22 protein-coding genes and 2 pseudogenes are annotated in these 21,786 nt (G+C 69.8%); 6 read left to right on the forward strand and 18 right to left on the reverse strand.

Going from position 1 to position 21,786, the window contains the following annotated elements; translation table 11 throughout:
• Positions 1–403, reverse strand: a 403-nt coding sequence (locus tag ACZ3TS_RS14170) for a YrhB domain-containing protein (RefSeq protein ID WP_467617315.1), incomplete at its 3' end; no start/stop codon positions are given.
• A gap of 505 nt (positions 404–908) precedes the next feature.
• Here ACZ3TS_RS14170 and ACZ3TS_RS14175 point away from each other — a divergent pair.
• On the forward strand, positions 909–1,733 hold the full coding sequence (locus ACZ3TS_RS14175; protein WP_467617318.1) for a hypothetical protein: 825 nt from the start codon (positions 909–911) through the stop codon (positions 1,731–1,733).
• Positions 1,734–1,976: 243 nt separating this feature from the next.
• On the opposite strand, the gene ACZ3TS_RS14180 is transcribed toward ACZ3TS_RS14175, so the two are convergent.
• On the reverse strand, positions 1,977–2,684 hold the full coding sequence (locus ACZ3TS_RS14180) for an SMI1/KNR4 family protein (protein WP_467617320.1): 708 nt from the start codon (positions 2,682–2,684) through the stop codon (positions 1,977–1,979).
• A gap of 270 nt (positions 2,685–2,954) precedes the next feature.
• Between ACZ3TS_RS14180 and ACZ3TS_RS14185 the strand changes: the two genes are divergently transcribed.
• Both ACZ3TS_RS14185 and ACZ3TS_RS14190 read left to right on the forward strand, forming a co-directional pair.
• Positions 2,955–4,040, forward strand: a complete 1,086-nt coding sequence (locus ACZ3TS_RS14185; protein WP_467617323.1) for an integrase core domain-containing protein — start codon at positions 2,955–2,957, stop codon at positions 4,038–4,040.
• A 222-nt stretch (positions 4,041–4,262) separates the two neighbouring features.
• On the forward strand, positions 4,263–4,970 hold the full coding sequence (locus ACZ3TS_RS14190) for a response regulator transcription factor (RefSeq protein WP_467617325.1): 708 nt from the start codon (positions 4,263–4,265) through the stop codon (positions 4,968–4,970).
• Here ACZ3TS_RS14190 and ACZ3TS_RS14195 read toward each other — a convergent pair.
• The 8 genes from ACZ3TS_RS14195 to ACZ3TS_RS14230 form a co-directional block, all read right to left on the reverse strand.
• Positions 4,956–6,599, reverse strand: coding sequence for a sensor histidine kinase (locus tag ACZ3TS_RS14195; RefSeq protein ID WP_467617328.1), 1,644 nt, complete (start codon positions 6,597–6,599; stop codon positions 4,956–4,958). The two genes, ACZ3TS_RS14190 and ACZ3TS_RS14195, sit on opposite strands and share 15 nt — an antisense overlap.
• A gap of 295 nt (positions 6,600–6,894) precedes the next feature.
• Positions 6,895–8,076: an ABC transporter permease gene (locus tag ACZ3TS_RS14200; RefSeq protein WP_467617722.1), complete on the reverse strand. Its 1,182-nt coding sequence runs from the start codon at positions 8,074–8,076 to the stop codon at positions 6,895–6,897.
• A gap of 104 nt (positions 8,077–8,180) precedes the next feature.
• Positions 8,181–8,894: an ABC transporter ATP-binding protein gene (locus tag ACZ3TS_RS14205; protein ID WP_467617330.1), complete on the reverse strand. Its 714-nt coding sequence runs from the start codon at positions 8,892–8,894 to the stop codon at positions 8,181–8,183.
• Complete coding sequence (locus tag ACZ3TS_RS14210) at positions 8,891–10,171, reverse strand: peptidoglycan-binding protein (protein ID WP_467617332.1); 1,281 nt, start codon at positions 10,169–10,171, stop codon at positions 8,891–8,893. Before ACZ3TS_RS14210 ends, ACZ3TS_RS14205 begins: the two co-directional genes overlap by 4 nt.
• A 2-nt stretch (positions 10,172–10,173) precedes the next feature.
• Positions 10,174–10,749, reverse strand: coding sequence for a hypothetical protein (locus ACZ3TS_RS14215; protein ID WP_467617335.1), 576 nt, complete (start codon positions 10,747–10,749; stop codon positions 10,174–10,176).
• Positions 10,750–10,850: 101 nt separating this feature from the next.
• Positions 10,851–11,258 (reverse strand): hypothetical protein, encoded by a 408-nt coding sequence (locus tag ACZ3TS_RS14220; RefSeq protein WP_467617337.1) that lies wholly within the window; start codon positions 11,256–11,258, stop codon positions 10,851–10,853.
• A gap of 199 nt (positions 11,259–11,457) precedes the next feature.
• Positions 11,458–11,781, reverse strand: coding sequence for a hypothetical protein (locus tag ACZ3TS_RS14225; protein ID WP_467617339.1), 324 nt, complete (start codon positions 11,779–11,781; stop codon positions 11,458–11,460).
• 94 nt (positions 11,782–11,875) lie between these two features.
• The gene (locus ACZ3TS_RS14230) at positions 11,876–12,769 is read right to left on the reverse strand and encodes a LysR family transcriptional regulator (protein WP_467617342.1); all 894 of its coding nucleotides are present in this window, start codon (positions 12,767–12,769) and stop codon (positions 11,876–11,878) included.
• 382 nt (positions 12,770–13,151) lie between these two features.
• Between ACZ3TS_RS14230 and ACZ3TS_RS14235 the strand changes: the two genes are divergently transcribed.
• Positions 13,152–13,658, forward strand: coding sequence for a hypothetical protein (locus ACZ3TS_RS14235; protein ID WP_467617344.1), 507 nt, complete (start codon positions 13,152–13,154; stop codon positions 13,656–13,658).
• Positions 13,659–13,690: 32 nt separating this feature from the next.
• On the opposite strand, the pseudogene ACZ3TS_RS14240 reads toward ACZ3TS_RS14235, so the two are convergent.
• The 3 genes and pseudogenes from ACZ3TS_RS14240 to ACZ3TS_RS14250 form a co-directional block, all read right to left on the reverse strand.
• Positions 13,691–14,209 (reverse strand): annotated as a pseudogene (locus tag ACZ3TS_RS14240) (IS701 family transposase); the annotation flags it as partial.
• Positions 14,210–14,212: 3 nt separating this feature from the next.
• Positions 14,213–14,766 (reverse strand): annotated as a pseudogene (locus tag ACZ3TS_RS14245) (ISAzo13 family transposase); the annotation flags it as partial.
• 140 nt (positions 14,767–14,906) lie between these two features.
• Positions 14,907–15,884, reverse strand: a complete 978-nt coding sequence (locus tag ACZ3TS_RS14250; RefSeq protein WP_467617347.1) for a transposase — start codon at positions 15,882–15,884, stop codon at positions 14,907–14,909.
• A 135-nt stretch (positions 15,885–16,019) separates the two neighbouring features.
• Between ACZ3TS_RS14250 and ACZ3TS_RS14255 the strand changes: the two genes are divergently transcribed.
• Positions 16,020–16,751: an HAD family hydrolase gene (locus tag ACZ3TS_RS14255; protein WP_467617349.1), complete on the forward strand. Its 732-nt coding sequence runs from the start codon at positions 16,020–16,022 to the stop codon at positions 16,749–16,751.
• A 75-nt stretch (positions 16,752–16,826) separates the two neighbouring features.
• Here ACZ3TS_RS14255 and ACZ3TS_RS14260 read toward each other — a convergent pair whose 3' ends face one another.
• On the reverse strand, positions 16,827–17,417 hold the full coding sequence (locus tag ACZ3TS_RS14260) for a hypothetical protein (RefSeq protein WP_467617351.1): 591 nt from the start codon (positions 17,415–17,417) through the stop codon (positions 16,827–16,829).
• 107 nt (positions 17,418–17,524) lie between these two features.
• Between ACZ3TS_RS14260 and ACZ3TS_RS14265 the strand changes: the two genes are divergently transcribed.
• Positions 17,525–18,025 (forward strand): metallophosphoesterase family protein, encoded by a 501-nt coding sequence (locus ACZ3TS_RS14265; protein WP_467617353.1) that lies wholly within the window; start codon positions 17,525–17,527, stop codon positions 18,023–18,025.
• Positions 18,026–18,030: 5 nt separating this feature from the next.
• Here ACZ3TS_RS14265 and ACZ3TS_RS14270 read toward each other — a convergent pair whose 3' ends face one another.
• From ACZ3TS_RS14270 to ACZ3TS_RS14285, 4 genes are read right to left on the reverse strand one after another with little or no spacing between them, the layout of a single operon-like run.
• The gene (locus ACZ3TS_RS14270; protein ID WP_467617355.1) at positions 18,031–18,663 is read right to left on the reverse strand and encodes an SRPBCC family protein; all 633 of its coding nucleotides are present in this window, start codon (positions 18,661–18,663) and stop codon (positions 18,031–18,033) included.
• 10 nt (positions 18,664–18,673) lie between these two features.
• Positions 18,674–19,786, reverse strand: a complete 1,113-nt coding sequence (locus ACZ3TS_RS14275; RefSeq protein WP_467617357.1) for an XdhC family protein — start codon at positions 19,784–19,786, stop codon at positions 18,674–18,676.
• Positions 19,787–19,801: 15 nt separating this feature from the next.
• On the reverse strand, positions 19,802–20,905 hold the full coding sequence (locus tag ACZ3TS_RS14280) for a vWA domain-containing protein (RefSeq protein ID WP_467617359.1): 1,104 nt from the start codon (positions 20,903–20,905) through the stop codon (positions 19,802–19,804).
• Position 20,906: 1 nt separating this feature from the next.
• Positions 20,907–21,782, reverse strand: coding sequence for an AAA family ATPase (locus ACZ3TS_RS14285; RefSeq protein WP_467617362.1), 876 nt, complete (start codon positions 21,780–21,782; stop codon positions 20,907–20,909).
• Between the last annotated feature and the right edge of the window lie 4 nt (positions 21,783–21,786).

Here is a 21,786-nt window from a genome sequence, read left to right on the forward strand (position 1 = left end):
GCCCCCCGGGCGAAGTGCACGCCGAGTTCCAGGAATTGCAACTCACGGCATGAATTGCTCGGCCAGACCCTGTCCGAAAAACGCGAGGCCCCTCAAGCTCACGCCGCGGTATCTCACCCCGGACCTTCTGGCGGTATTGGTCCTCCCACTCCAGACCGTCGCTGCAAAACTGTCTGTGCACCATGTGCAGGCTGCCGTCCAGCTCGTCAACGAGGAATGGACCGTGACCCACGAACGCGTCCTTCCAGTTGCGCGTACGTGCAAACTGCTGCGACTGGCAGTGAACGAGCCATCCCAGTGAGTGGCGCTCGACGCCGATAACCACCATTGGCGGCGAGTGTTCAGTCTCTTCTTCACACAGGTGCCGCTGCACCACCTCGACCGCCCACTCACGCGAGATCACGCGCTCAGCGTACGTGGCAGTCCGGATCGCCCACGTGTTGTTCTTGACGATCGATCGGTGTGACCGTGACGGCAACGGACGTCACCGCATGCAGCCGGGTGTCAGCGGCTGTCGATCTGGGTCACTATCGGGCGGGGTCATGGTCCGTCCCGAGCCGTCAACTCGCCTGAGAAGAGCAGGCTCGTGCCCGCGGCGTGCCCGATGCAGCGGGACCTCTCGGGGAATCGCGGGGAACAGCGGCGACAGTTGCGCTCCGGACCAGGTCAGAAGCTTGGCAGGTCAGCCCTGATCCGCATACGCGATCTTCCAAACTAGCTACGCGGGTCCGATTCCCAGGTCTAAACCTGGGCAGCTGAGCGGCACCGAGCCCGAGGGCCGCGCAAACTGCATTGCCGGGACGACGACCAGGCGCCGGGCTCCGCGTCGAGAGCGCCCACCGGCCGTGGTGGTCCTCGGCGCGTCAATCCCCTCGGTTCCCACCGGACAAGGCCGGTACCTTGCCACGATGTGCATCTCAACCGGCGAGGCCGAGTTCTCCGGCACGATCGTGTACTGCGGGCGGCAGCACCACCGCGTGCACGGCCTCATCCACGTCCTGGGCTACCAGAACACCGCCGTCAACCTGGCGGATGGCCCGAACGCCATGCTGCTGCACCTGCCCACCAGGCAGCTCACCCCCCGGCACTTCCTCTCCGCCGGGCGCACCGGCGACGTCCTGCACCGCATGGTCGCCGCCGTGGAACGCGTCGCCGCCCCAGCCGACGCCATCGAGTGGATGAGCGCGGAACCGCAGGCCGTCCAGGTCTTCGACCACGACGTCTACACGGTGCTTTTGGCAGACGACCCCACCGCGGTCCTTGCCGCGCTGCGGCAGGTGCCGCCGCACCGGCGCCCCGATCTCGAGCCGGACCTTTTGCGCTTCTACGCCGACCACTTTCCCGACCACACCATCGCTGTGTGCTGCTTCGACAACGCCGACGCGCAACGCGCCAAGCCACTGCTGTTGTGGTACGCGCCCCTCGACCCCGACCGGCTGACCGTGCCGGCCCTGGACAGCCACACCGGTAAGACGCCGGACCTCAACGCCGCTGTGCCTGTGGACCACTGGGTCCTGCTCTCTACCGACCAGGCCCCCGCCGGCTGGGGCACCCCCGTCGACTACCCCGGGGACATGCGTCACCGCCTGCGAGCCTTCCTACCCACCGCCGTCGTGGGCCGGCACTACGGCGAAGGGCAGGCCCTGCCCAACGGAGACTTCACCATCAGCCACCGCGACCTGCTCGCCGGCGACCTCGACCGCATCGAGCGCCTGCAACCGACCCACCGCTGAAGGGCGGGACGGCCATGCCATCGCACGTCAGCCGAACCCGACATCGCCCAATCAAGTTCAGTAACTGCGTGACAACGCCCACGGACAACGGCGGACGAGTACGGATGCCAGCGGACCATCAACGCAGGTGAGTGCCACAACAGCCCAAGGTAGAGCCCTCATGCAAGTTGGGTGCAGTTCCTTTGAAGGGAAAGGTTGAGTAGTTCGCTGTGTGTGGGGCGGGCCAGGGTCACCAGCCCTTGATCATCGAGCTGCCCTCTCGCGTTGCTCAAGCCACTCGAGGTACCAGCTGCGGAAGGTGTGGCGGTTTCCCTTTGCGTCAACGTACGGATCGAAGGGCGGGTTGACCGCGCAGTCCCGGTCGCGGAGTTCCCCGCGGTGCGGGCCGACGATGATGAGCCAGCCGGTCATCCCGCATCCGTTGTCGCTGATGGGGATCGCACCCCGGCCGCGTTCCAGGAACCAGACATCGTCGCCGACGTCGCCGAAGACTTTGCGGTAGTCGTCCAGATAGTCGTCGTCTTCGTCACGTGTGGTGGGTTCGTACCCGGCGGCGCGAAGGGTCGCTATCTGCTGGTCGGCCCAGTCTTCCGTCTCGACGAACGGCCCACTGGGGTCCAGCAGCCAGGGATGGTCCTCGTCGTTCTCCCAGACCCATCCCCACGTCCCGTCGATTCGGCGCAACGACGTGAGCTCGAACGCCGGTCCGGGGCCACCGGCCCCGACCTCCGCCAGAAACGTACGGTACTCGTCGGGGAGCGCGACACCGAACTGCGCTTCGACCTCAGCGATGGCGGCGGGAGTCAGGACGGGTTCGAACGTCGGGTATCGAGACGGCCCACGGCCACGGGCTCGACGCTCGGCCTCCTCCACTGCGATGACGCGTTCCCGAACTCCCGACCAGTGCACGCGCGTGTTCACGGCTCTCCTATCGACGGCGAGCACGGACATTAGTCCCTGCCGCCGACATCCGACCTCCGTCTGGGCTGTGTTCGCGGCCGCTCGTCTCTACGCTGCGGCGGGTGGCGGCAAGCAGCACATAGGTGCCCCGGTAGTAAGAGTGGCGGGCTTTCCCGGCAGTGGTCCGGATCCACGACACGCACCGACAGGCGAGCTTCGCGGGGCCCGCGACACACCTCCGACAGAGTCAGCGTGTGGGGCTCGTAAAGTCATCGCCGCAGGTCGGGATGGTAGAGCGGTCTCGGCTGGGACCATGTCCGCGTGATCATCTCGATGCTCTACAAGGTGGCCCGCCGGCTGCTGTCCGTCCCCGGGGTGCTGCTGCGCCGCGACACCTCGAAGGACGCCGAATTGCTTGTCCTCCGGCATGAGAACGCGGTGCTGCGCCGTCAGATCGCTGGCCCCGTCCGCTACGAGCCCGCAGACCGGTTCTGGCTGGCCGCCCTCTCCGGCCTGATACCCCGGCGCCGCTGGCGCGAGGTCTTCCCGGTCACTCCCGGGACGCTGCTGGCCTGGCATCGCAGGTGCATCGCGGCGAAGTGGGACTACAGCGTCCGGCGCACCCGCACCGGACGCCCGCCGACCAAGGCAGCGCTCAAGAAGCTCATCCTGCAGCTCGCTCGAGAGAACGCACAGTGGGGACACAGGCGCATCCAGGGCGAACTGGTTCGTCTCGGCCACCCGATCGCCGCATCCACAGTATGGGAGATCCTCCACGCAGCCGGCATCGACCCGGCACCGCGCCGTGCCGGGCCAACCTGGCAGGAGTTCCTCACCAACCAGGCCCAGGGCATCATCGCCGTCGACTTCCTGCATCTCGACTCCGCCCTCGGACGCAGGCTGTACGCGCTGGCGTTCCTCGAACACGACACTCGGCGCCTACACATCACCGGTGTCACGGCACATCCCACCCGCGAGTGGGCGGGGCAACAGGCACGGAACCTGGCCGCCGACCTCGGCACGCGCATGGAATCCCTGCGCTTCCTAGTGCGCGACCGCGACGGCGAGTACGGCCAGTCCTTCGACGCCGTCTTCCAGGCCGAGAAAATGGAGATCCTCAAGAGTGCACCGAGAGCTCCTCGTATGAACGCCCACTGCGAGCGCGCCATCGGCAGCATCCGCCGTGAGGCCCTCGACCACGTCCTCATCATGAACGAGACCCACGCCCGGCACGTCCTGGCCGCCTACCAGCGGCACTACAACGAGCACCGCCCCCACCGGGCCCGCAACCAACTACCGCCCGGCGCCGACCAGCAACCCATCACCGTGCACGACCTCGAAGGCCGCCGACTCCTGCGCACCCGCATCCTCGGCGGCGTCATCAACGAGTACCGCTACGCGGCTTGACCTGCAGCGACGACTTTCCGAGCCCCACAGGGTACCAGCGGGCGGCGGCGATGACGGCGGGTGATCGCGAGCGTGGTCGCGTGCGGCCCGGATGCGGGGCGGGTGGCACGCTCGGACGCTTTCTCTGACCTTACCGCGTTGGACCTGGGCGGGAATCCCCGGTCACCTCTGTATTACGGTTCTCGAATGCGCAGGACCTTGGTGGGGGTGGGGGGAGATTCGGTGAGCGCTCGGATTCTGGTCGCCGAAGATGACGAGAAACAGTCTCGACTGATCCGGATCTATCTGGAGCGTGAGGGAAACGCGGTGCAGGTCGTGGCCGACGGCCGTGCGGCGCTGGAACGGGCCCGTTCGTCGAAACCGGATCTCATTGTTCTGGATGTGATGCTGCCGCTGGTCGACGGGCTCGATGTGTGCCGCATTCTGCGCGCCGAGTCGGACGTCCCGATTCTGCTGCTCACCGCCCGCACGACCGAGGAGGACATGCTCCTAGGCCTCGACCTCGGTGCCGACGACTACCTCACCAAGCCCTACAGCCCGCGTGAACTGACCGCGCGGGTCCGGGCGTTGCTGCGCCGGTCGAGGAAGGCCGGCGGTGCGGCGGAGCCCGAGGTGCTTACGGTCGGCGAGGTGGAGCTGGACACCGCGCGCTTCGAGGTCCGGGTGGCGGGGCGGCCGGTGGAGCTGACCGCGAAGGAGTTCTCCGTCCTGGAGACGCTGGCCCGTGAACCGGGCCGGGTCTTCACCCGGGCGCAGATCATCGAGCGAGTCTTCGGATTCGACCGGGACGTGCTGGAGCGGACCGTCGACGCGCACGTGATGAACCTGCGCCGGAAGCTGGAGGCGGACCCGGGGCGGCCCCGCCTCCTGGAGACGGTGTACGGCCGGGGCTACCGCCTCGTGGACGGGTCGGGCTCAGCGCGCTCCTGACGCACTGCCCTTTTCCGGCGCCGTGGGCAGGATGACCGCGAACGTCGTGCCCACTTCGACCGTGCTGCGTACCTCGATCGTCCCCCGGTGGTCGGTGACGATCTGGCGGGCGATGGACAGCCCCAGTCCGCTGCCACCGGTCGCCCGGCCCCGGGACGCGTCCGCCCGCCAGAAGCGGTCGAAGAGATGCGGCAGGTCCTCGGCCGATATCCCCTTGCCGGTGTCCCGTACCTCCACGACGGCCAGTTCGCCCCGCGGGATCAGGGCCAGGGTCACGGTGCCACCCGCCTGGGTGGCCCGCAGCGCGTTGCCGACCAGATTGCCGACGACCTGGCGCAGCCGGTCCGGGTCGGCTGTCACGTACACGGGCTGTGACGCCTCCACCTCGAGTGCGAGGCCCGCCGTCTCGGCCTGGGCGTGGAGGGCGGTGCGGCTGGTCTCCAGGAGCTCGCGCAGGTCGACCTCGGTGGGGTGGTAGGTGAGCGCGCCCGCCTCCGCCAGGGCGAGATCCTGGAGGTCGTCCACGATCCGCTGCTGCAGCAGTGCCTCCTCGTGGAGGGAGGCGAGCAGTTCGGGGGTCGCCTCCACGACCCCGTCCCGCAGAGCCTCCAGATAGCCGCGCAGGTTGGCCAGCGGGGTCCGCAGTTCGTGCGCGATGTCACCCGTGAGGCGGCGCTGGCGCTCCTCGCCGGCCTGGAGGGAGTCGGCCATGCGGTTGAAGGCGCCGCCGAGCTGCGCGATCTCGTCCCGGCCGGAGACGGGGACCCGCCGCCCCAGATCGCCCTCACCCAGCTCCTTCGCGGCGAGGGTCATGGCACGGACGGGGCGCAGTACGGCCCTGCCCAGAAGCAGCGCGCCGAGGACGACCGCGAGGGCGACCCCCGATGCGACGGCCACCGTGGGCGCGGCGGCCAGGGTGGGCGGTGACTCGTTCCGCACGCCGAGGCGGACCTCCAGGCGCGGTGGGGCGACGGGGCCGACGCGCTCGTTGAACACCCGCTGCAGGCAGGCGGTGAACCGCTGCTCGGACTCGCACGGCCGGAGCGCGTCGAGGTCCTGCTGGATCAGCGGGTCCGCTTCGCCTTTTGGTTGCCGGCACTGCGAGAGCCGACGATCCGCGCTGATCCGGGGGACACCGAAGTCGCCCGGCCGGGCCGTCACCTCGGCTCCTGCCCGTGTCAGGCAGGCCGCGTACTCCGCTGCGGCGCGGTAGTTGCCGATAGCGGCGGCGGTCTGCTTCATCGAGATCCGGCGCACCTGGCCCGCGGGGAGCCTCAGGACGGGGCGCGGGTCCACCAGGGCCGGAGGCTGGCCGCTCAGCGCGCGGGGATCGCGGCCGGCGAGGGCGTCGGAGTCGGCGAGCAGCACGTCGGACTCCGTGGCGACCCGGATGCGCTGGCCGGTGTCCTTCGCGAGCTCGGCCACCGTCGGTGAAAGCCCGTCCCAGGTGCCGTGCGCGAATCCGTACGCGCGGAGTTCGCCGGTGATCCGGGAGACCTCCTGCCGTCCGGCCGTGACGGTCTCCTGGACCTGGCGGTTCGCCTGACGCAAAGTCAACCAAGCGGTGGCGGCGGTGGCGGCCATCGCGACCACCATGAGCAGACCGAGAACCCGGAGCCGGAAGCTCATCGCACCCCGCCTCCTCCGGCCGAAGGGACGCATCCGCTCAACGTGACTCCTTCGGTTGGGGAATTCCACCGTTGGCAACGACGGCTGCACGTGGACGTTCCCAAGAAACGACTCCACCGGCTTCCGGCTGGGTGCGTGACGACCTGCTGAACGACGGCGGCAGCTACGTCAGCTGTGGTCTCTGGTAGCCCGCCCGCCGGGCTGAGCACATCGACGTAACGCACCAGCAGGGGCGGTCCCGATCGGGTCCGCCCCTGCTGTGTACCGGAACATCGACAGGGACGTCGGGCGGTGCTCACGAGCCGGACAACGCCTCGGTCGGCGGCAGTCTGCTCGCCCGGACCGCCGGGTACAGCCCTGCGATCATGCCGATCACCAGGGTCGAGGCGATACCCGCCGCGCTCGCCCACACCGGGACGACCGTCGGCCAGTCGCGACTGAGGGCGTATCCCGCGGTGATCAGTGTCCCGAGCACCATTCCGCCCAGGCCGCCGATGAGCGAGAGCAGCAGTGACTCCGTCACGAACTGCGTACGGATCTGGCCCCTTGTCGCCCCGAGGGCACGGCGCAGCCCGATCTCCGGACGCCGCTCCAGGACCGAGATGACCATGGTGTTGCCCACGCCGACGCCACCGACGAGCAGCGCGACTCCACCGAGGCCGAGCAGCAGCCCGGTCAGCGCCGACTCGGTGGCCTCGCGGGCCGCGAGTGCGTCGGAAGGCCGAGAGATCTGCACCTCGCCCGGCTTCTCGGGGTACACGGTGGCCGGGAGCACCGCCCGTACCGCCGTGACCTGGCTGTCCTCCGCACGGACGTACACGGTCGAGGGATGGCCGTCGAAGCGCAGGTAGGACCGGCCCGCCGACCAGCCGACCAGAGCGGCGCTGTCGAGCTCCGGCGCGAGCGGTACCGGATCGAGGACGCCGATCAGCGAGAACCAGCGACCGCCGAGCCAGACCCGGGTGCCCGGGGTGTACACGTCGAGCCGCTGGGCGGCGGTCGCCCCGAGCACGACCGCCGGGTACTTCTCGGTCGTGGAGTCCAGCCAGCGGCCCGTGCGGACGTGACCGCCGACGGCGGGGAGGAGATCGGTGCCGGCGGCAAGAAGAGTCAGCGAGCCGGTGCGGCCGACGGCGATGTGTTCGTTGCGGTAGACGTGGGCGTCGATCGCGCCGGTGGCGGCCACCTGCCGCACTGGTGGGATCCGGCGGACCATCGAGACGGCCTCGTACGGCAGTTCGGCCTTTTCGCCCTCGAGGGACTCGCCGGGGGCCACCCGCAGCAGGTTCGTACCGAGGGCGTCGAGCCGTCGGTCCACCTCCGCCTGCCCGGAGCCGGAGATGCCGACAACCGCGATCATAGCGGCGACGCCGATGGCGATACCGAGCGCCGAGAGGAAGACCCGCAGCGGACGGGTCCGCAGTCCCGTCCCGCCGAGCCGTACGACATCGGCGGGCCGAAGCCGCGCGGCGCGCAGCCGGTCCCGGCTGCGGCCGGGACCGGACGGCGGTCCGGGGGCGCAGTCCGGACGCTGCTTTGCGGGCTCGGTACCCGTCCAGGGGGAGTTCGTCGCGTTGTCTGTCACCACCGGGGCGCCCCGATCGTCGTGCTCTGTGCCGCGTCGCTGATTAGCCGGCCGTCGCGCATCTCGATACGGCGGGGGAGCTCGGCCGCGATCTCACGGTCATGGGTGATGATCACGACCGTGGTGCCGACCGCGTGCAGTTCGCGGAGCAGGTTCAGTACGGCGGCTCCCGACGCGGAGTCGAGGTTTCCGGTCGGTTCGTCCGCGAGCAGGACCGACGGCTCGCCGATCACCGCGCGGGCGACCGCAACCCGCTGCCGCTCGCCGCCGGAGAGCTGGTGCGGCAGATGATGGACGCGGTGGCTGAGCCCGACCCGGCCCAGTGCGGCCGCGGCCTCGGCCCGGCGGCGGCGCATCGCGACGCCCGCGTAGAGCAGGCCGTCCGCCACCGAGTCCAGCACCGGAACACCGACCGCCAGATGGAATTGCTGGAAGACGAAGCCGATCCGGGTGGCCCGCAGCGCGGAGACCTCGCGGTCGGACAGCTTCCCCACGTCGTGGCCGTCCACCAGAACGCGGCCCGCGGAGGGCCGGTCGAGGCTGCCCATGAGATTGAGCATGCTGGACTTGCCGGAGCCCGACGGGCCGACCACGCCGACCAGTTCCCCTCGCCCGATCCGCAGACTCACGTCACGGACCGCGGCCACATTGCCCGGATAGGTCTTGGAGACCTCGTCGAACTCCACGACCGGGGGCGAACCGTCACTCACTCCGGGATCCTCACCTTCATGCCCTCGCGGACCGCGGGACCGCTGACCTCCACGTCGCCGTCGGCGAAGAGCCCCGTCTTCACGGCGACGAACCGGCCGTCCTCGGTCTCCAGGCCGTGTCCGCCCTCGGCGAGGGCAACCAGCGCGGCGACCGGGACGGTCAGGACATCCTTGGCCTCGCGGCCCACGTACTCGACGGTGACGGGTCCGCTCTCCCATCGCCCCACAGACTTCTGGTCCTTGATGGCGATGGTCACCGGCACCGTCGTGGCGCCCGGCCCTGAGCCGCCCTCGCCCCCTCCCCCCTCGGGCGCGCCTGCCTGCTTCCCCACCGACGCCACCTCGCCCTGCACGGCCTTGCCCTCGGGCAGCCGGACGCGGACGGTCGTGCCGTGTACGGCCCAGGAGGCGTCCGCGGCCGAGGCGTTGACGACGACCTTCCGCGCCGTGCCGGTGTACGTGAGGGCGTTCTCGCCGACGGCGTCGCCGAGCCGGACGCCCGGCTGACCGATCCGTACCTTGCCGGCGCAGTAGATGACGTCCCCGATGCCCACCGTGCCGGTCTCAGGCAGCCCCAGCGACTTCTGCCAGCGCTTGACCGCCCGGGCGGTACTGGTGGTGAACGTCTCGTCCACCGTGAAGCCGGTGTAGCCGAGCGCGGCCAGGTCAGCCTCGAACTGCAGGACGTCCATGCCCTTCAGCTCTGTCGGCGCGGCGGTCCCACCGTCCGCCCCCGCAGCCCCAGCGCCCCCCGGCGTGGGCGATCCGGAGGGGCTCGGCGCGGCCTTGCCGGACCCGGCGTCCGACTGCTGCCGGCCGGAACCCTGGTTGCTCTCCTCGGTCTGCGAGGAGGTGGTGGCGGTCAGCCCCAGGTCCCGGTACATGGGCAGCGTCCCGAACAAGAGCACCACCGGGCGGTCGTCGACGCGCAGCAGCGTGTCGCCGCGCTCTACCGTGGTGCCGGGCTCGGGCAGCCAGGTCACCGTGCCCGTCGCCTTGACGGGCAGCGGTATCTCCGAACCGTATCCCAACTGGCCGTCCACCTCCGTGCGCTCGGTCAACGTGGCCCGGGTGACCGGGACGACCGAACCGGCCCGGGGCGGTGCACTCGGGCCCTCCTCCTTTGCGCCGCCGAGCCCGAGAGCGCCCACCATGGCGACCGCCGCCACGACGACCACGGCGCAGGCGATCAGCGCCGTACGCCGCCCCCGTCTGCCGCGTGACGGCTCGGGAGCCGTCCCTGGCTCTTCATCGATGTGCGTCATCGTCTCCGCCATGATCAGCCCTTGCCCGGGCTCGGGGTGGCCGGAACGCCGACGATCGGCCCGCAGATGCGGGTGGCCCGCTTGGCACCGGCCGACGTCTGGTCCCATTCGCCCTGCCCGAGGCCGTCGGGACCCGGGTCGGGGAAGTCGGGAGCGCCGTTGTTCTGCATGCACTCGGCGTACTGCTGTTTCACCTTGATCTGCTCAGGAGTGAGCTTGGGCTGGTTGCCCTTCTCGACGCTCTCGGGGACGGCCGTCACATATTCGGCGCACTTCTCGTTGGCGGCCCTGAACTTCGCGTCCTGCTTCAACGCGCGCACGTTGTCGCCGCCGAAGTCGATGTTGCCCTTGGCGTCCGGATCCGGCGCGTCGATCCCTTCATCCCGCAGGCACTTCACGTACTCCCGCTGGGCCTGCACATACGCGGCCACGTCGTCGGCGCTCTGCCCGGCCGGCGTGCCGGATGCCGTGGCCGCGCCACCGCGCGCTGCCGTCGGGACCTTCGAGCCGCCGTCGTGGTTCCCGCAGCCGGTCAGCACAAAGACCATGACCGAGGCCGCAACGGCCAGCAGTGCCCCATTCGTCCTCATCCGTTTCTCCCGCTCCCCAGTCGATCCCTTCCGCGAACGCGGCGGGCAGGCCGACCGTAGGACGGAGATGATGAAGAACCCTTGAAGAACCTGTCAGCTGATCATGCGGCCGCTGATCGTGGGGCATCGCCCGCCACACCGTGCCGGCACCGGCGCCGGTGGAGAACAGAGCGCCGCTGCGGGGATCGAGCACGAGGCCGTTGAGGAACTTCGCCTCGGGCAGGGCCACCACCTTCGGAGCCGGTGTGCAGGAGGGCGTGGGTGTAGGAGTCGGTGGCCGGTGAGTAGATCGCGAAGGCCCATTCCTCGTCGTCGCCGAGGTATTCGATGCGGCACAGCGGTATGTGCTCGTCTTGGCCGTTGCGCTCGATGATCGCGGTGAGGTAACCGAACGAGCCGCGCCAGCGCACGTCGACTTCTGCCAGGGCGGGCCAGCGTTGCTGCTGAGCGGCGTGGTGGTCGTCGGTGTCGTCGACGTCGTCCTTGAGGCGTTTGGAAGGTACCGGCACGGCGCCAGTTGACGCACGGGCACCCGGAGCGGGGCATGGACGGCACCCTGGCCCGGCCCCGCCCGGGGGCGGGCATGATGGCGCCCTGACGACCGCCGCATCCTGTACGGAGGAAGAGCATTGGCGCATCCTGCCGCCGCCCCTCTGGCGTTATCCCGAAAGCAGGAGCGCAAGGTGCGGCGGGTGCTGGCCAGCCCGCTCAGCGGGCAGGCCCTGGTACTGCGGGCCACGATCGTGCTGCTGAGACCTCGCCCGCGGCCGCCTGAGCTGCCGCACGGGCTTGGGCGGGACGAAGGAGGCACCGGGGGCCGTTGCCGCCCGACCGCGAGCCCCGCCCGCCGGCCCGCTCGGACTCGGCCGCCAGATGCTCCTCCAACTCGGTCTCCAGCGCGGCCTGCATCAGGTGCTGTGTGATCGCGGGCAGCAGCCCGCCCTCGCCCACCAGCTTCAGCCCGCCGGCACGGACCTGGTCCTGCGCCAGCAGCGTCAGCGCGTCCATCAGGTCCAGGCTCAGCCCGTCCACGCTCTCCGGCATCCTCTTCGCAAGACATCCGGATCGTCCACAAGGTCAACCATGCGCGACTACAAAACCCGGTCTGAACACTCCGAGGCGATGCTCATCCTCGCCAGATGAGGAACTCGTGCGTTATCGCGATCAGGGCACGTGCCGCACGACTGGGCGTGCGCTCGGACGGAACGGCCAGGGAAAACGGCCAGTCCAGGTCGGCGTCGTCGATGGTCAGCGTGGCGACGTCCTCCGCCTTGGCGAGGGCAGGCCGTGGCAATAGCGCCACGCCCAGGCCGCTGCGGACGTAGGCCACGCCGGTGGGGACGTCGGTGATCTCGAGGGCGACGCGACGGGTCACGGAGGCGGCAGCGAAGGCCTGATCGGCAACGGTCCGGATGCCATAGCTCACGGGGAAGTCGACGAAGTCCAGGCCGGCTAGTTCGGTGATCGGCACGGTGCGGCGTTTCGCGAGCGGATGGTCGGCCGGCACGACGAGGTCGAGCACCGAAGTGACGAGGTCGGTCAGCGTGATGCCCGTCGGGTGCGGTCCGGGCAGGGAGACGAAGGCGAGGTCGAGGCGCCGTTCGAGGAGGGCGTCGATCAGGCCCTGGGAGCCGGGGGCGGCGGCGCTGGTCTGCAGGAGCACACCGGGATGACGCCGGTGGAATTCACTGAGGAGCGCAGGAAAGTCGATAAGCCCCACCGTGGTCATCGTGCCCAACCGCAGGGTGCCGCGCAGTCCTCCGCGGACCTCGGCCACCGCGTCTGCGGCTTCCCGGGCGGCGTCGAGAGCGGCATGGGCGCGCGGGAGCAGGGCAGCACCGGCATCGGTGAGCAGCACGCGTTTGGTGGTGCGTTCCAGCAGCGGCGTGCCGAGTTCTCGCTCGAGGTTCTTGATCGTGGTGGAGACCGCGGACTGGACGACGTGCAGCCGTGCGGCGGCACGGGTGAAGTTCGCTTCCTCGGCGACGGCGACGAAGTGCTCGAGCTGGCGCAGTTCCACCCTCCCAGTATCCCTCAGAGAGCCCCCTACTTATCTCTCGGTGAGATAAGTGCAGTCTCTGACTTTCGTTGGACAGCGATCGTTACGGTCAACGATTCTTTTCATCGGAGGAACTGCTCGAAGCAGGAATGCTTGCTGGCGGGCATATCGAAACTGAAGGACAGGCGCAAGGTGACCGACACGATCAACAGGCTGGTCGCCGAGACGCTCGATATCCCCCGACGACATCTTCATCTCCCTGATTCGAACGAGAATTTCTTGCTCGGACGGGAGGAGTTGCAATTGGCCCGAAAGTGCACCGCGCTGGTAAATGCCAAAACCTCCGGACGTCCCGAGCTCGGAAACACGCCGAATCAAATCCAGGAACGAGGAGACGACTGCCATGACCACACCGAACGAGCCCACCGGCAGGCTGAACAACCAGGCGCCGCACCTGGACTACTACCCAGAGTGGCTCGACAATCTCGCCGACGACGTCATCCTCCAGGGCAATTTCGCCAACGGTGAAGTGATCGGCAAGGAAAAGGTAGGGAAGCTGCTGAGCTTCGCTCGAAGCAACTACGCTTTCCAGGACTTCCGCTTCTTCGGCAAGCGCGGTGAACTCTTCCTGGAGGACTACCGTTCCACCATCCGTGGCAGCGAGACCTACCGTCCGGGTGGAATCGAGATTTACAACTTCGTCGTCGTGTACTTCAACGAGACGGGCGAGACCAGTCAGCTGGTCATGAATCACCGGCCACAGTCAGCCGCACTGCTGTTCTCGTCCTTGCTGGCGGAGCACTTCGGTGACGAGTTCGGCTCGGACCTCTTCTACAAGGGCGATGTCAGCGACCGACTGCTCGACCACGACCTGTCCCGCGGTCAGTGGCCCCCGTCGCAGTCCCACTGACTTGCGACGGCCGGGCTGTCCGGTCAAGGACGGGCCAGTTCACCGGTGGTGCGGTTGCGGCGGATCAGCAGCTGATGGCTGCCGGGGCGGGGTTCGGCCAGGTCGATGACGGCCCAGTCGTAGAAGCGGTGGCCCTTGGCGCCGGCCCCGGCCGACAGCTTCTGCCAGGCCCGCTTCGGCACCTTCGCGGCCAGGGCGTCTGCGCGGAACTTCCCACCATCGGTGGTGACTTCATGGGAGCAGGCAACGGCGAGCACGTGGCCGACCTGGCGCTCTTGCAGTGTCGCCCGCAGCTTCGGGTTGCCACCGTAGACCTCGTCTGCCGCGACCCAGCCCACACGGTGCCCGGCGTCAAGGAACCGGCCGATCATGCGAGCGGCCAGCTCCGGCTTGGTCGCGAAGACGATGTCCTCACCCAGTCCCGCTGTCCGGCAGCGGTCCGGGTCGCACGTCCACGAGCGAGGGACGTACAGCTCACGGTCCACCGCCGCATGTCCGCGGCGGCCTGCGTAGACGAGGTAGACGGCGACCTGGGCGTTTTCGATCCTCCCGGGGGCTAGTAATTGAATAACTGTCAGGTTTGATCTGTGGGGTGTCTTTCGATTGGCGTCCCAAGGGCCTTCAGTTGCTCCAGGGTGCGGGCGGGCGCTCCGGGCAATGGTGTGACGGTGATTTTGTGCAGGTCCAGGAGACGGTTCCCGTCCTGGAACTGATTGGACAGGTTGGTGCGGGTGAGGCCCAGCAAGTGAGCCAGGAGCGTACTGGTCGCTGCTCTGCGGCGGCGTAACAGTGCCGTCAGCAGCCGGTGGTAGTGGTCCACGCTGCTGGTCTGCGGGTGGAGATAGCTGCGCGGACGGTGAAAGCGTCGTTGGAATGCGGCCTCGGCCAAGGCGTCCCAGTACGGCTCCGAGATAGCCACCAAGTGGTCGAAGTCGGAACGGTCCATGCCCGTCAGGGCCGGGTCGGTGAGCAGTTCGGTCAGGGCGGGGTCGATCCGGCGACGAGTCCGTGGCGCCTCGGGAGGCTTGGGCGGGGCAGGTGCGAGGGTGTAGTTCCAGTCGCCGTGGAACGTGCTCGGTGTGATCGGCAGGGCGTGGAACTCGGCGGGTTCGTCGAGAACCTTCATTGCACCGGTGCCGGGCTCGGGCATGTCCTCGGGCGAGATCTTGTCATCCCAGTCCATGAGGTAACGAGTAGCCGCACGATGAGGCTTGGGGCGTGTCGGCCTGGCGAGTTGGCTCGGGGTATTCAGCAGACTGTCGGCCCGGCCGGGGCGAGCTCTGTGCTCGGCTTGCGGCGGGTCGGACGTTGGGCGCTTCGATCGGAAACCAGTGCGCCGATTGCGGCAATGACCTCGGGGAGATCGTCGCGGTCGCCGGTCCAGCGTTGCAGGGATCGCCACTGCTTCGGCTCGGCGATGGCGTGCTCGACCATGATCCGTCGTTGGGACTGGCGGCGGCGGGCGTGGTCATAGAAGTTGCGCTCAGACGGCCCGGCGTCCACGGCGGGCTTCTTCGGCGGGGCGCTGACCTGGTGTGGGAAATCGCGGGCCAGTCCGGCATAGCCGGAGTCGACCTCGGCCCGGACGTCGGGGTGCAGCCGTAGCTGTTCCTCGATGCCTTCGGTGCGGACCTGGGTCGCATCGTGCATCCGGCCTGGGCGGATCGCTCCCAGCCACAGCGCACGGCCCTGCCCGTCGCTGATCACCGCGGCTTTCTCGGTATTCTGCTTCTTCTTGCCCGACACGAACGCCTTGCGGCCAGGCCGGTTCGCCTTCGGCCGGCGGACCTGGACCTCGGTGCCGTCGACGCGCAACGTGATCCCTTCGGCCTCGGCGTAGGCGAACACGTCCGCCAGAGTCTTCAGCCGAAGGCCGGGCCGGTCCGGGACCGCGAAGCCGCGGGCGGCCAGCAACGGACGCACCTCAGCCACCGCCCGGTCGACCGTGGAGCCCGACACCCCGAACAGCACCGCCAGTACCTTGTGGGACAGCTGCCAGCGCAGCACCACCAGCGTGACCAGGACCCGGTCGACGAACACCAACTGGTGGTCCGGTCCGGCCCCGGCGGCCCGAATCCGGGCGTGACCGCGTCGTTCGCCAAGCTTAGAGTCCCGTGCCGCCGACCACGGATCGGCCAACTCCTTGATCAGGGCACCCAGGTGTTTCTTCGAGATCCCACACAGGGCAGAATCAGAGCAGGCCGCGCGGGCCCATGTTGACTTCACACTCTGATGATCCCGCGCGGCTCTTGGCGTCCTGATACAGGGTCAACACCCCGAGTCGATGCCAACGCCACCAACTTGCCACCGGAAGCACACCCCTTCTGGCGTCAGGGACAGGCACCACGAGATGATCACCCTATGGCAGATGTGATCTTCTTCGATCTGGACGGCACCCTGGTCGATCATCGAAGCGCGGTCTTGGAAACGATCGGCCAGATCGTCCAGGCCGCGCCGAACGCGACGGCTCCACCGCAGGAGCTGGTGACGTTGTGGTGGACGCTGGAAGCGCGCCACATGCGGGAATACCTGGCCGGTCAGTGCTCCTTCGCCGAGCACCACCGACGTAGGCTCCGTTCCTTCCTGCCGATGCTCGGCGAGCCGGTTCCGACGAGCCCCAGCCTTCTGGACGCCTGGATCGCCGAGCGCTACCTCACCGTGTTTGAGGAATCCTGGCGGTGCTATCCCGATGTCCAGCTCTGCCTGGAGAACCTGAAACGACTTCCCCGAGGCCCGCGACTGGCTGTTCTCACCAACGGAGACCCTGAGCAGCAGCACGCCAAGCTCGCCCGCTTCGGCCTCCTCGAATACTTCGAAGCCGTCCTGACCCCGACCGAGCTCGGCGCGGCCAAGCCCGCCGCCTACGCCACCGCCTGCCGGCGGATGCGGACGGACCCCGCGCAGGCGGTCAACGTCGGCGACATGCTGGAAAGCGACGTAAACGCAGCAGCCCTCGCCGGGCTCACCGGCATCTGGCTGGACCGCGGCATCGACTTCGTCACCGGTGGACCCTCGCCCACGGCAGACGAGACGGTGCTCCGCATCGAACGGCTCACCGACCTCCCCGACCACCTTTCACACACGAACGCCTGACCAGCTCTCACGGTCGTCGCAAAGCCGATCGATCCGACAAGACCCAGCGATCAGGAACTGACTCCTATCGTGCGGCTACTCGTAAGCGACCTCGCGCTGATCGCTCTTCATCGCGATCTTGAGTCCGCACTGCACAACGAGCTGCGGCTCTTCGAGCACATCCTGCGTCGCCCGCAGCGCCGACGCGATCACGTTGCACGCGACCGCGCGGGCGAGCTCGACGACCTGCAGTAGCGCGTCGCCGGCCTTGCGCAGCATCGGGTCGCGGCGAGCCTTGGACGAGTACAGCTCGGCGATCTCGTCGGCGTTCACGATGATGCCGGGCACGGCGGGCGATATGGGCAGCTTGTCGTCGTCCGCCTCGATCTGCAGGTCGGCGTATCCCGGTTTGCGTGCCCGCGCGATCCGCAGCAGTGCCTCGGCCATCGCGAGCGCCCGCTCGGGAGTGAACGCGACCCAGTCGATCGGCGGCCGGTGCTCGGCGACCGCGAGGCAAAGCAGCGCGAGTTCGATGCCCTTCCGGCCGCAGCGCAGGCGCCTGCGTCGCCCGCGGCGCACCGCGAGACGGTCGAGGGTCTGCTCGCCGAGTGGGACACGATCAGCGTGCAGTCGAAACGGCTGATGCTGGCGAAACTGATCCGGCGGGTCGAGCTCGGCCTCGATCACTCGGTCGCCGTCGTACCGGTGTGGGCGCCCCCCGAGCAGCCGCTACCGCGCATCAAGGGGGACACGAGGCGCGTACCGTAGTCCGTATGGGGGTTTCTCTACTACTGATGTCCGACACCCACCTCCCCAAGCGCGCCAGGGAACTGCCCGCTCAACTGCTCGCCGAACTCCCGCACGCCGACGTCGTGATCCACGCCGGCGACTGGGTGGACGTCGCCACCCTCGACCTGCTGGAGAGCCGGTCCGCGCGGCTGATCGGCGTCCACGGCAACAACGACGGCCCCGCCCTGCGGGCCCGCCTGCCCGAGGTGGCCCGCGCCGAACTCGACGGTCTGCGCCTCGGCGTGGTCCACGAGACCGGCGTGGCCCAGGGCCGGGAGCGCCGCTGCGCCGAGCGTTTTCCCGACCTCGACGTGCTGGTCTTCGGCCACAGCCACATCCCCTGGGACACCACCACGGACACCGGACTGCGGCTGCTCAACCCCGGTTCACCGACAGACCGTCGCCGACAGCCCCACTGCACGTACATGACCGCGACGGTGACGGAGGGCGAACTGACGGATGTGGTCGTGCACCGGCTGCCCGCCCGCCCGGGCCGCCCGGTCTGAAGGGCTCAGCCACGCCGACGCCGGCGTACACCGAGGTACGCCAGTACGGCCGCCGCGACCAGGGTCGCCGCCGGGCCCACGAGCCGTCTGGCCACCGGAGCGCCCGTGGTGCGCAGGAGATCGATGGGCTCCGCGACCGCGACCCGGTACGGGGCAGCGGACGGGTCGCGGTCGGCACGTGCCGCTTCACCCGGCTCGTCCAGCCGCTGCGCCAGACAGTCCGCGAACTGCCCGACGAGCTTGTCGCCCACCTCCGCCAGCACCCCACGTCCGAACTGCGCCGGACGGCCCGTCACGGTCAGATCGGTACGCACCGACACGGTCGTACCGCCGCCGTCCCGTGGCTCGAGCGTGCCCGTCACCGTCGCCCGTGCCGTGCCCTGCCCCCTTGTCTCCCGGCCGCTCGCCGTCAGCACCATCCTGTGGGCCGACTCGTCCTGCTCCTCGAACACCGCGGTGCCCCGGTAGGTGACCGTGATCGGGCCGACCTTCACCTTCACCGACCCGGTGACGGACTTGCCGTCATAGTCCTCGACCGTGGCTCCCGGCATGCACGGTGCGACCCGCTCGATGTCGAGAAGCGTTCGCCAGGCGTCCTCGACGGGGACCGGGACCGTGAACTCGTGGTGCAGCTCCATTCGTTCCTCCTCACAGCGGTGCGGGACCGGACGGGTGGATCGCGCCTGCCGTCGCCGCCAGCGGCGCCCCGGTGCCGCCCCACCGCAGCGCGACGATCTCGGCGGCGACGGACACCGCCACCTCCTCGGGCGTGCGCGCCCCGAGATCCAGGCCGATCGGCGAGCGCAGCCGGGCGAGTTCGGCCTCCGCCAGCCCTGCCTGGGCCAGCCGCTTCATCCGGTCGTCGTGGGTGCGGCGGCTGCCCATCGCCCCGATGTACGCGGCAGGCCGGCGCAGCGCCTCCTCCAGCAGGGGCACATCGAATTTCGGGTCGTGGGTCAGCACGCAGATCACCGTGCGATCGTCGGTGGCCGTGGCACGCAGATAGCGGTGCGGCCAGTCCACGACAACCTCCACGCCCTCCGGGAACCGCTTCGGCGTGGTGAAGACCGGACGGGCGTCGCACACCGTCACCCGGTAACCGAGGAAGTCGCCGATACGGGCGACCGCGGCCGCGTAGTCGATGGCGCCGAAGACCAGCATGCGCGGCGGCGGCGCGAAGGAGTGCAGGAACACGGTGACGGCGTCCTCGCGCCGCTCGCCGTGCGCGCCGTAGTGCCGCCGACCGGTGGCGCCCTGCGCGAGTTCGCCGCGCGCGTCGGCCGTGACCGCCACGTCCAGGCCCGTCGAACCCAGCGACCCGGACACTCCGTCCGGCCACACGGCGAGCGTGGCCCCACGCGAGGCGGGACCGTCGATCACCGTCGCCACCGTCACCGGACGCCCGGCGGCCACCGACTCGGCCACCGCCCCGAACGAGACGTCCTCCCGCGGCGCCACCCGGCGCACCAGTAGCGTGATCTCCCCGCCGCAGGTGAGCCCCACGGCGAACGCGTCCTCGTCGCTGTAGCCGAAGGTCTCGAGGCGGGCCTCGCCCGTCTCCACGACCTCCTGCGCGAGTTCGAACACGGCGCCCTCGACACAGCCGCCGGAGACGCTGCCCACCACCTCGTCGCCGGGGCCGACGGCCATCGCCGCCCCCGGCTCGCGCGGTGCGCTGCGGCTCACGGCAACGACCGTGGCCAGTCCGAACGGGGCTCCCGCCGTGTACCACTGGTGCAGCGCCGGCAGAATCTCACGCATCACGCGCTCCCTCGGTCACGGTTCCGCTCCTCTCACCACCGCGGCCAGCCGCTCCAGCGCGGCCAGGCTGTGCCCCTCGACGAACGCGTCCACACTCGGCAGCGCCGCCGCCATACCGGCCGCCAGGGGCGCGTAGCCGGGGCGGGCCTTGCGCGGATTGGCCCAGATCACCCGGTGCGCGAGCCGGTGCAGACGGTGCATCTGGCCCGCGAGCAGGGCCGGATCGCCGCGTTCCCAGCCGTCCGACAGCAACACCACTATCGCTCCGCGCGCCATGCCCCGCTGCCCCCACCGGTCGAGGAAGGCGCGCAGCAGTTCTCCCAGCCGGGTGCCGCCCCGCCAGTCCGGCACGGCAGCGGCGACCGCCGCCAGCGCCGCCTCCGGGTCCCGGTGCGAGAGCTCGCGAGTGACTCTGGTCAGTCGTGTGCCGACGGTGAAGACCTCGGTACGGCCGCCGCGAGCGGCCGCGTGCGCGAAGCGCAACAGGGCGTCAGCGTACGGGGACATGGATCCGCTCACGTCCACCAGCAGCACGACACGCCGGGGCCGTTCGGTTCGGGCGTGCTGCCGCGGCCGCACAGGTTCGCCGCCGCGGCGCAGCATCTCCCGCACGGTGCGACGGGGATCGACACCGCCGCGCCGCGCCGGATGCCGCCGTGCCGTGCGCCGTGCCTCGCCGCGCAGCGTGAAAGCGGCGAGCAGCCGCCGCACCTGCTCCCGCCCGGCCGCGTCCAGCCCGGCGAAGTCACGGTGGCGCAGGACCTCGGTGCGGCCGGCGAGCGCGGGTGCCGCCGCCCCCTCGGCGCGGTCGGTCGGGCGGGGAGTGCGCCCCGCGTCCCGGACGGTCATCCGCAGCCGGGGCGGTGGTGCCACCCTGCCGTTGCCGTGGGCCGGGGCGCCCTCGAAGTACCCGGCGAAGACGCGCTCGTAGCGCTCCAGATCGTCCCGGCCGGAGCACAGCGTGAGCCGTCCGGCCCAGTACACGTCGGAGCGGGCACCGGGCCGGAGCGTGTCGAGAGCGCGAAGGAAGGCCTGGACGCGGTCCGGCCCGGCGTCGACCCCCGCCGCGCGCAGGGCCCGGGCGAAGCCGACGAGGACGGCGGGCGGGTCGCGGTCCATGTCAGGCCCCGCGCGCCGCGAGAATCGCCGACAGATCGAGGCCCCGTGCCCGGGCCATGTCCTCCCGGTACTTGAGCACCGAGCCGAGTGTCGCAACCGCCAACTCGGCGTCCACCTCCGTCGCGCCCAGCGCGTCCAGCGCCCGCGCCCAGTCGATCGTCTCCGCGACACCCGGCGGCTTCACCAGGTCCTGAGCGCGCAGTGCCTGTGCCAGCGCCGTCACCTGCTCGGCCAGCCGGGCGGTCACCTGCGGCAGCCTGCGGCGGACGATGGCGAGTTCCCGTGCGAAGCCGGGATGGTCGAACCAGTGGTAGAGGCAGCGGCGCTTGAGCGCGTCGTGCACCTCGCGCGTGCGGTTCGACGTCAGCACCACCACGGGCGGCACCTCGGCCCGCAGCGTCCCCAGTTCGGGGACGGTGACCGAGAAGTCCGACAGCAGCTCCAGCAGGAACGCCTCGAACTCGTCGTCGGCACGATCGATCTCGTCCACCAGCAGCACACAGGGCCGGGTCTCCAGGGCCTTGAGCAGCGGGCGGGCGATGAGGAACCGGCGGTCGTACAGTTCGCCCTCGAGTCGCTCCGGATCCCGGACCCCGGCCGCCTCCGCCGCCCGCAGGTGCAGCAGCTGGCGCGGGAAGTCCCAGTCGTACAACGCCTGGGAGGCGTCGATGCCCTCATAGCACTGCAGCCGGATCAGCGGAGCACCGAGCGCCTCGGCGAGGGCGGACGCGAGCGCGGTCTTGCCCACGCCCGCGTCACCCTCGCAGAACACCGGCCGGTGCAGCCGCAGGGCCAGGAAGCAGGCCACGGCCAGCCCTTCGTCGACGAGGTAGCCCGTCTTCTCCAGGCGTTCGCGCACCTCTTCCGGGCCGGTCAAGCCG

This window comes from Streptomyces sp. NPDC022910 (assembly GCF_055561075.1).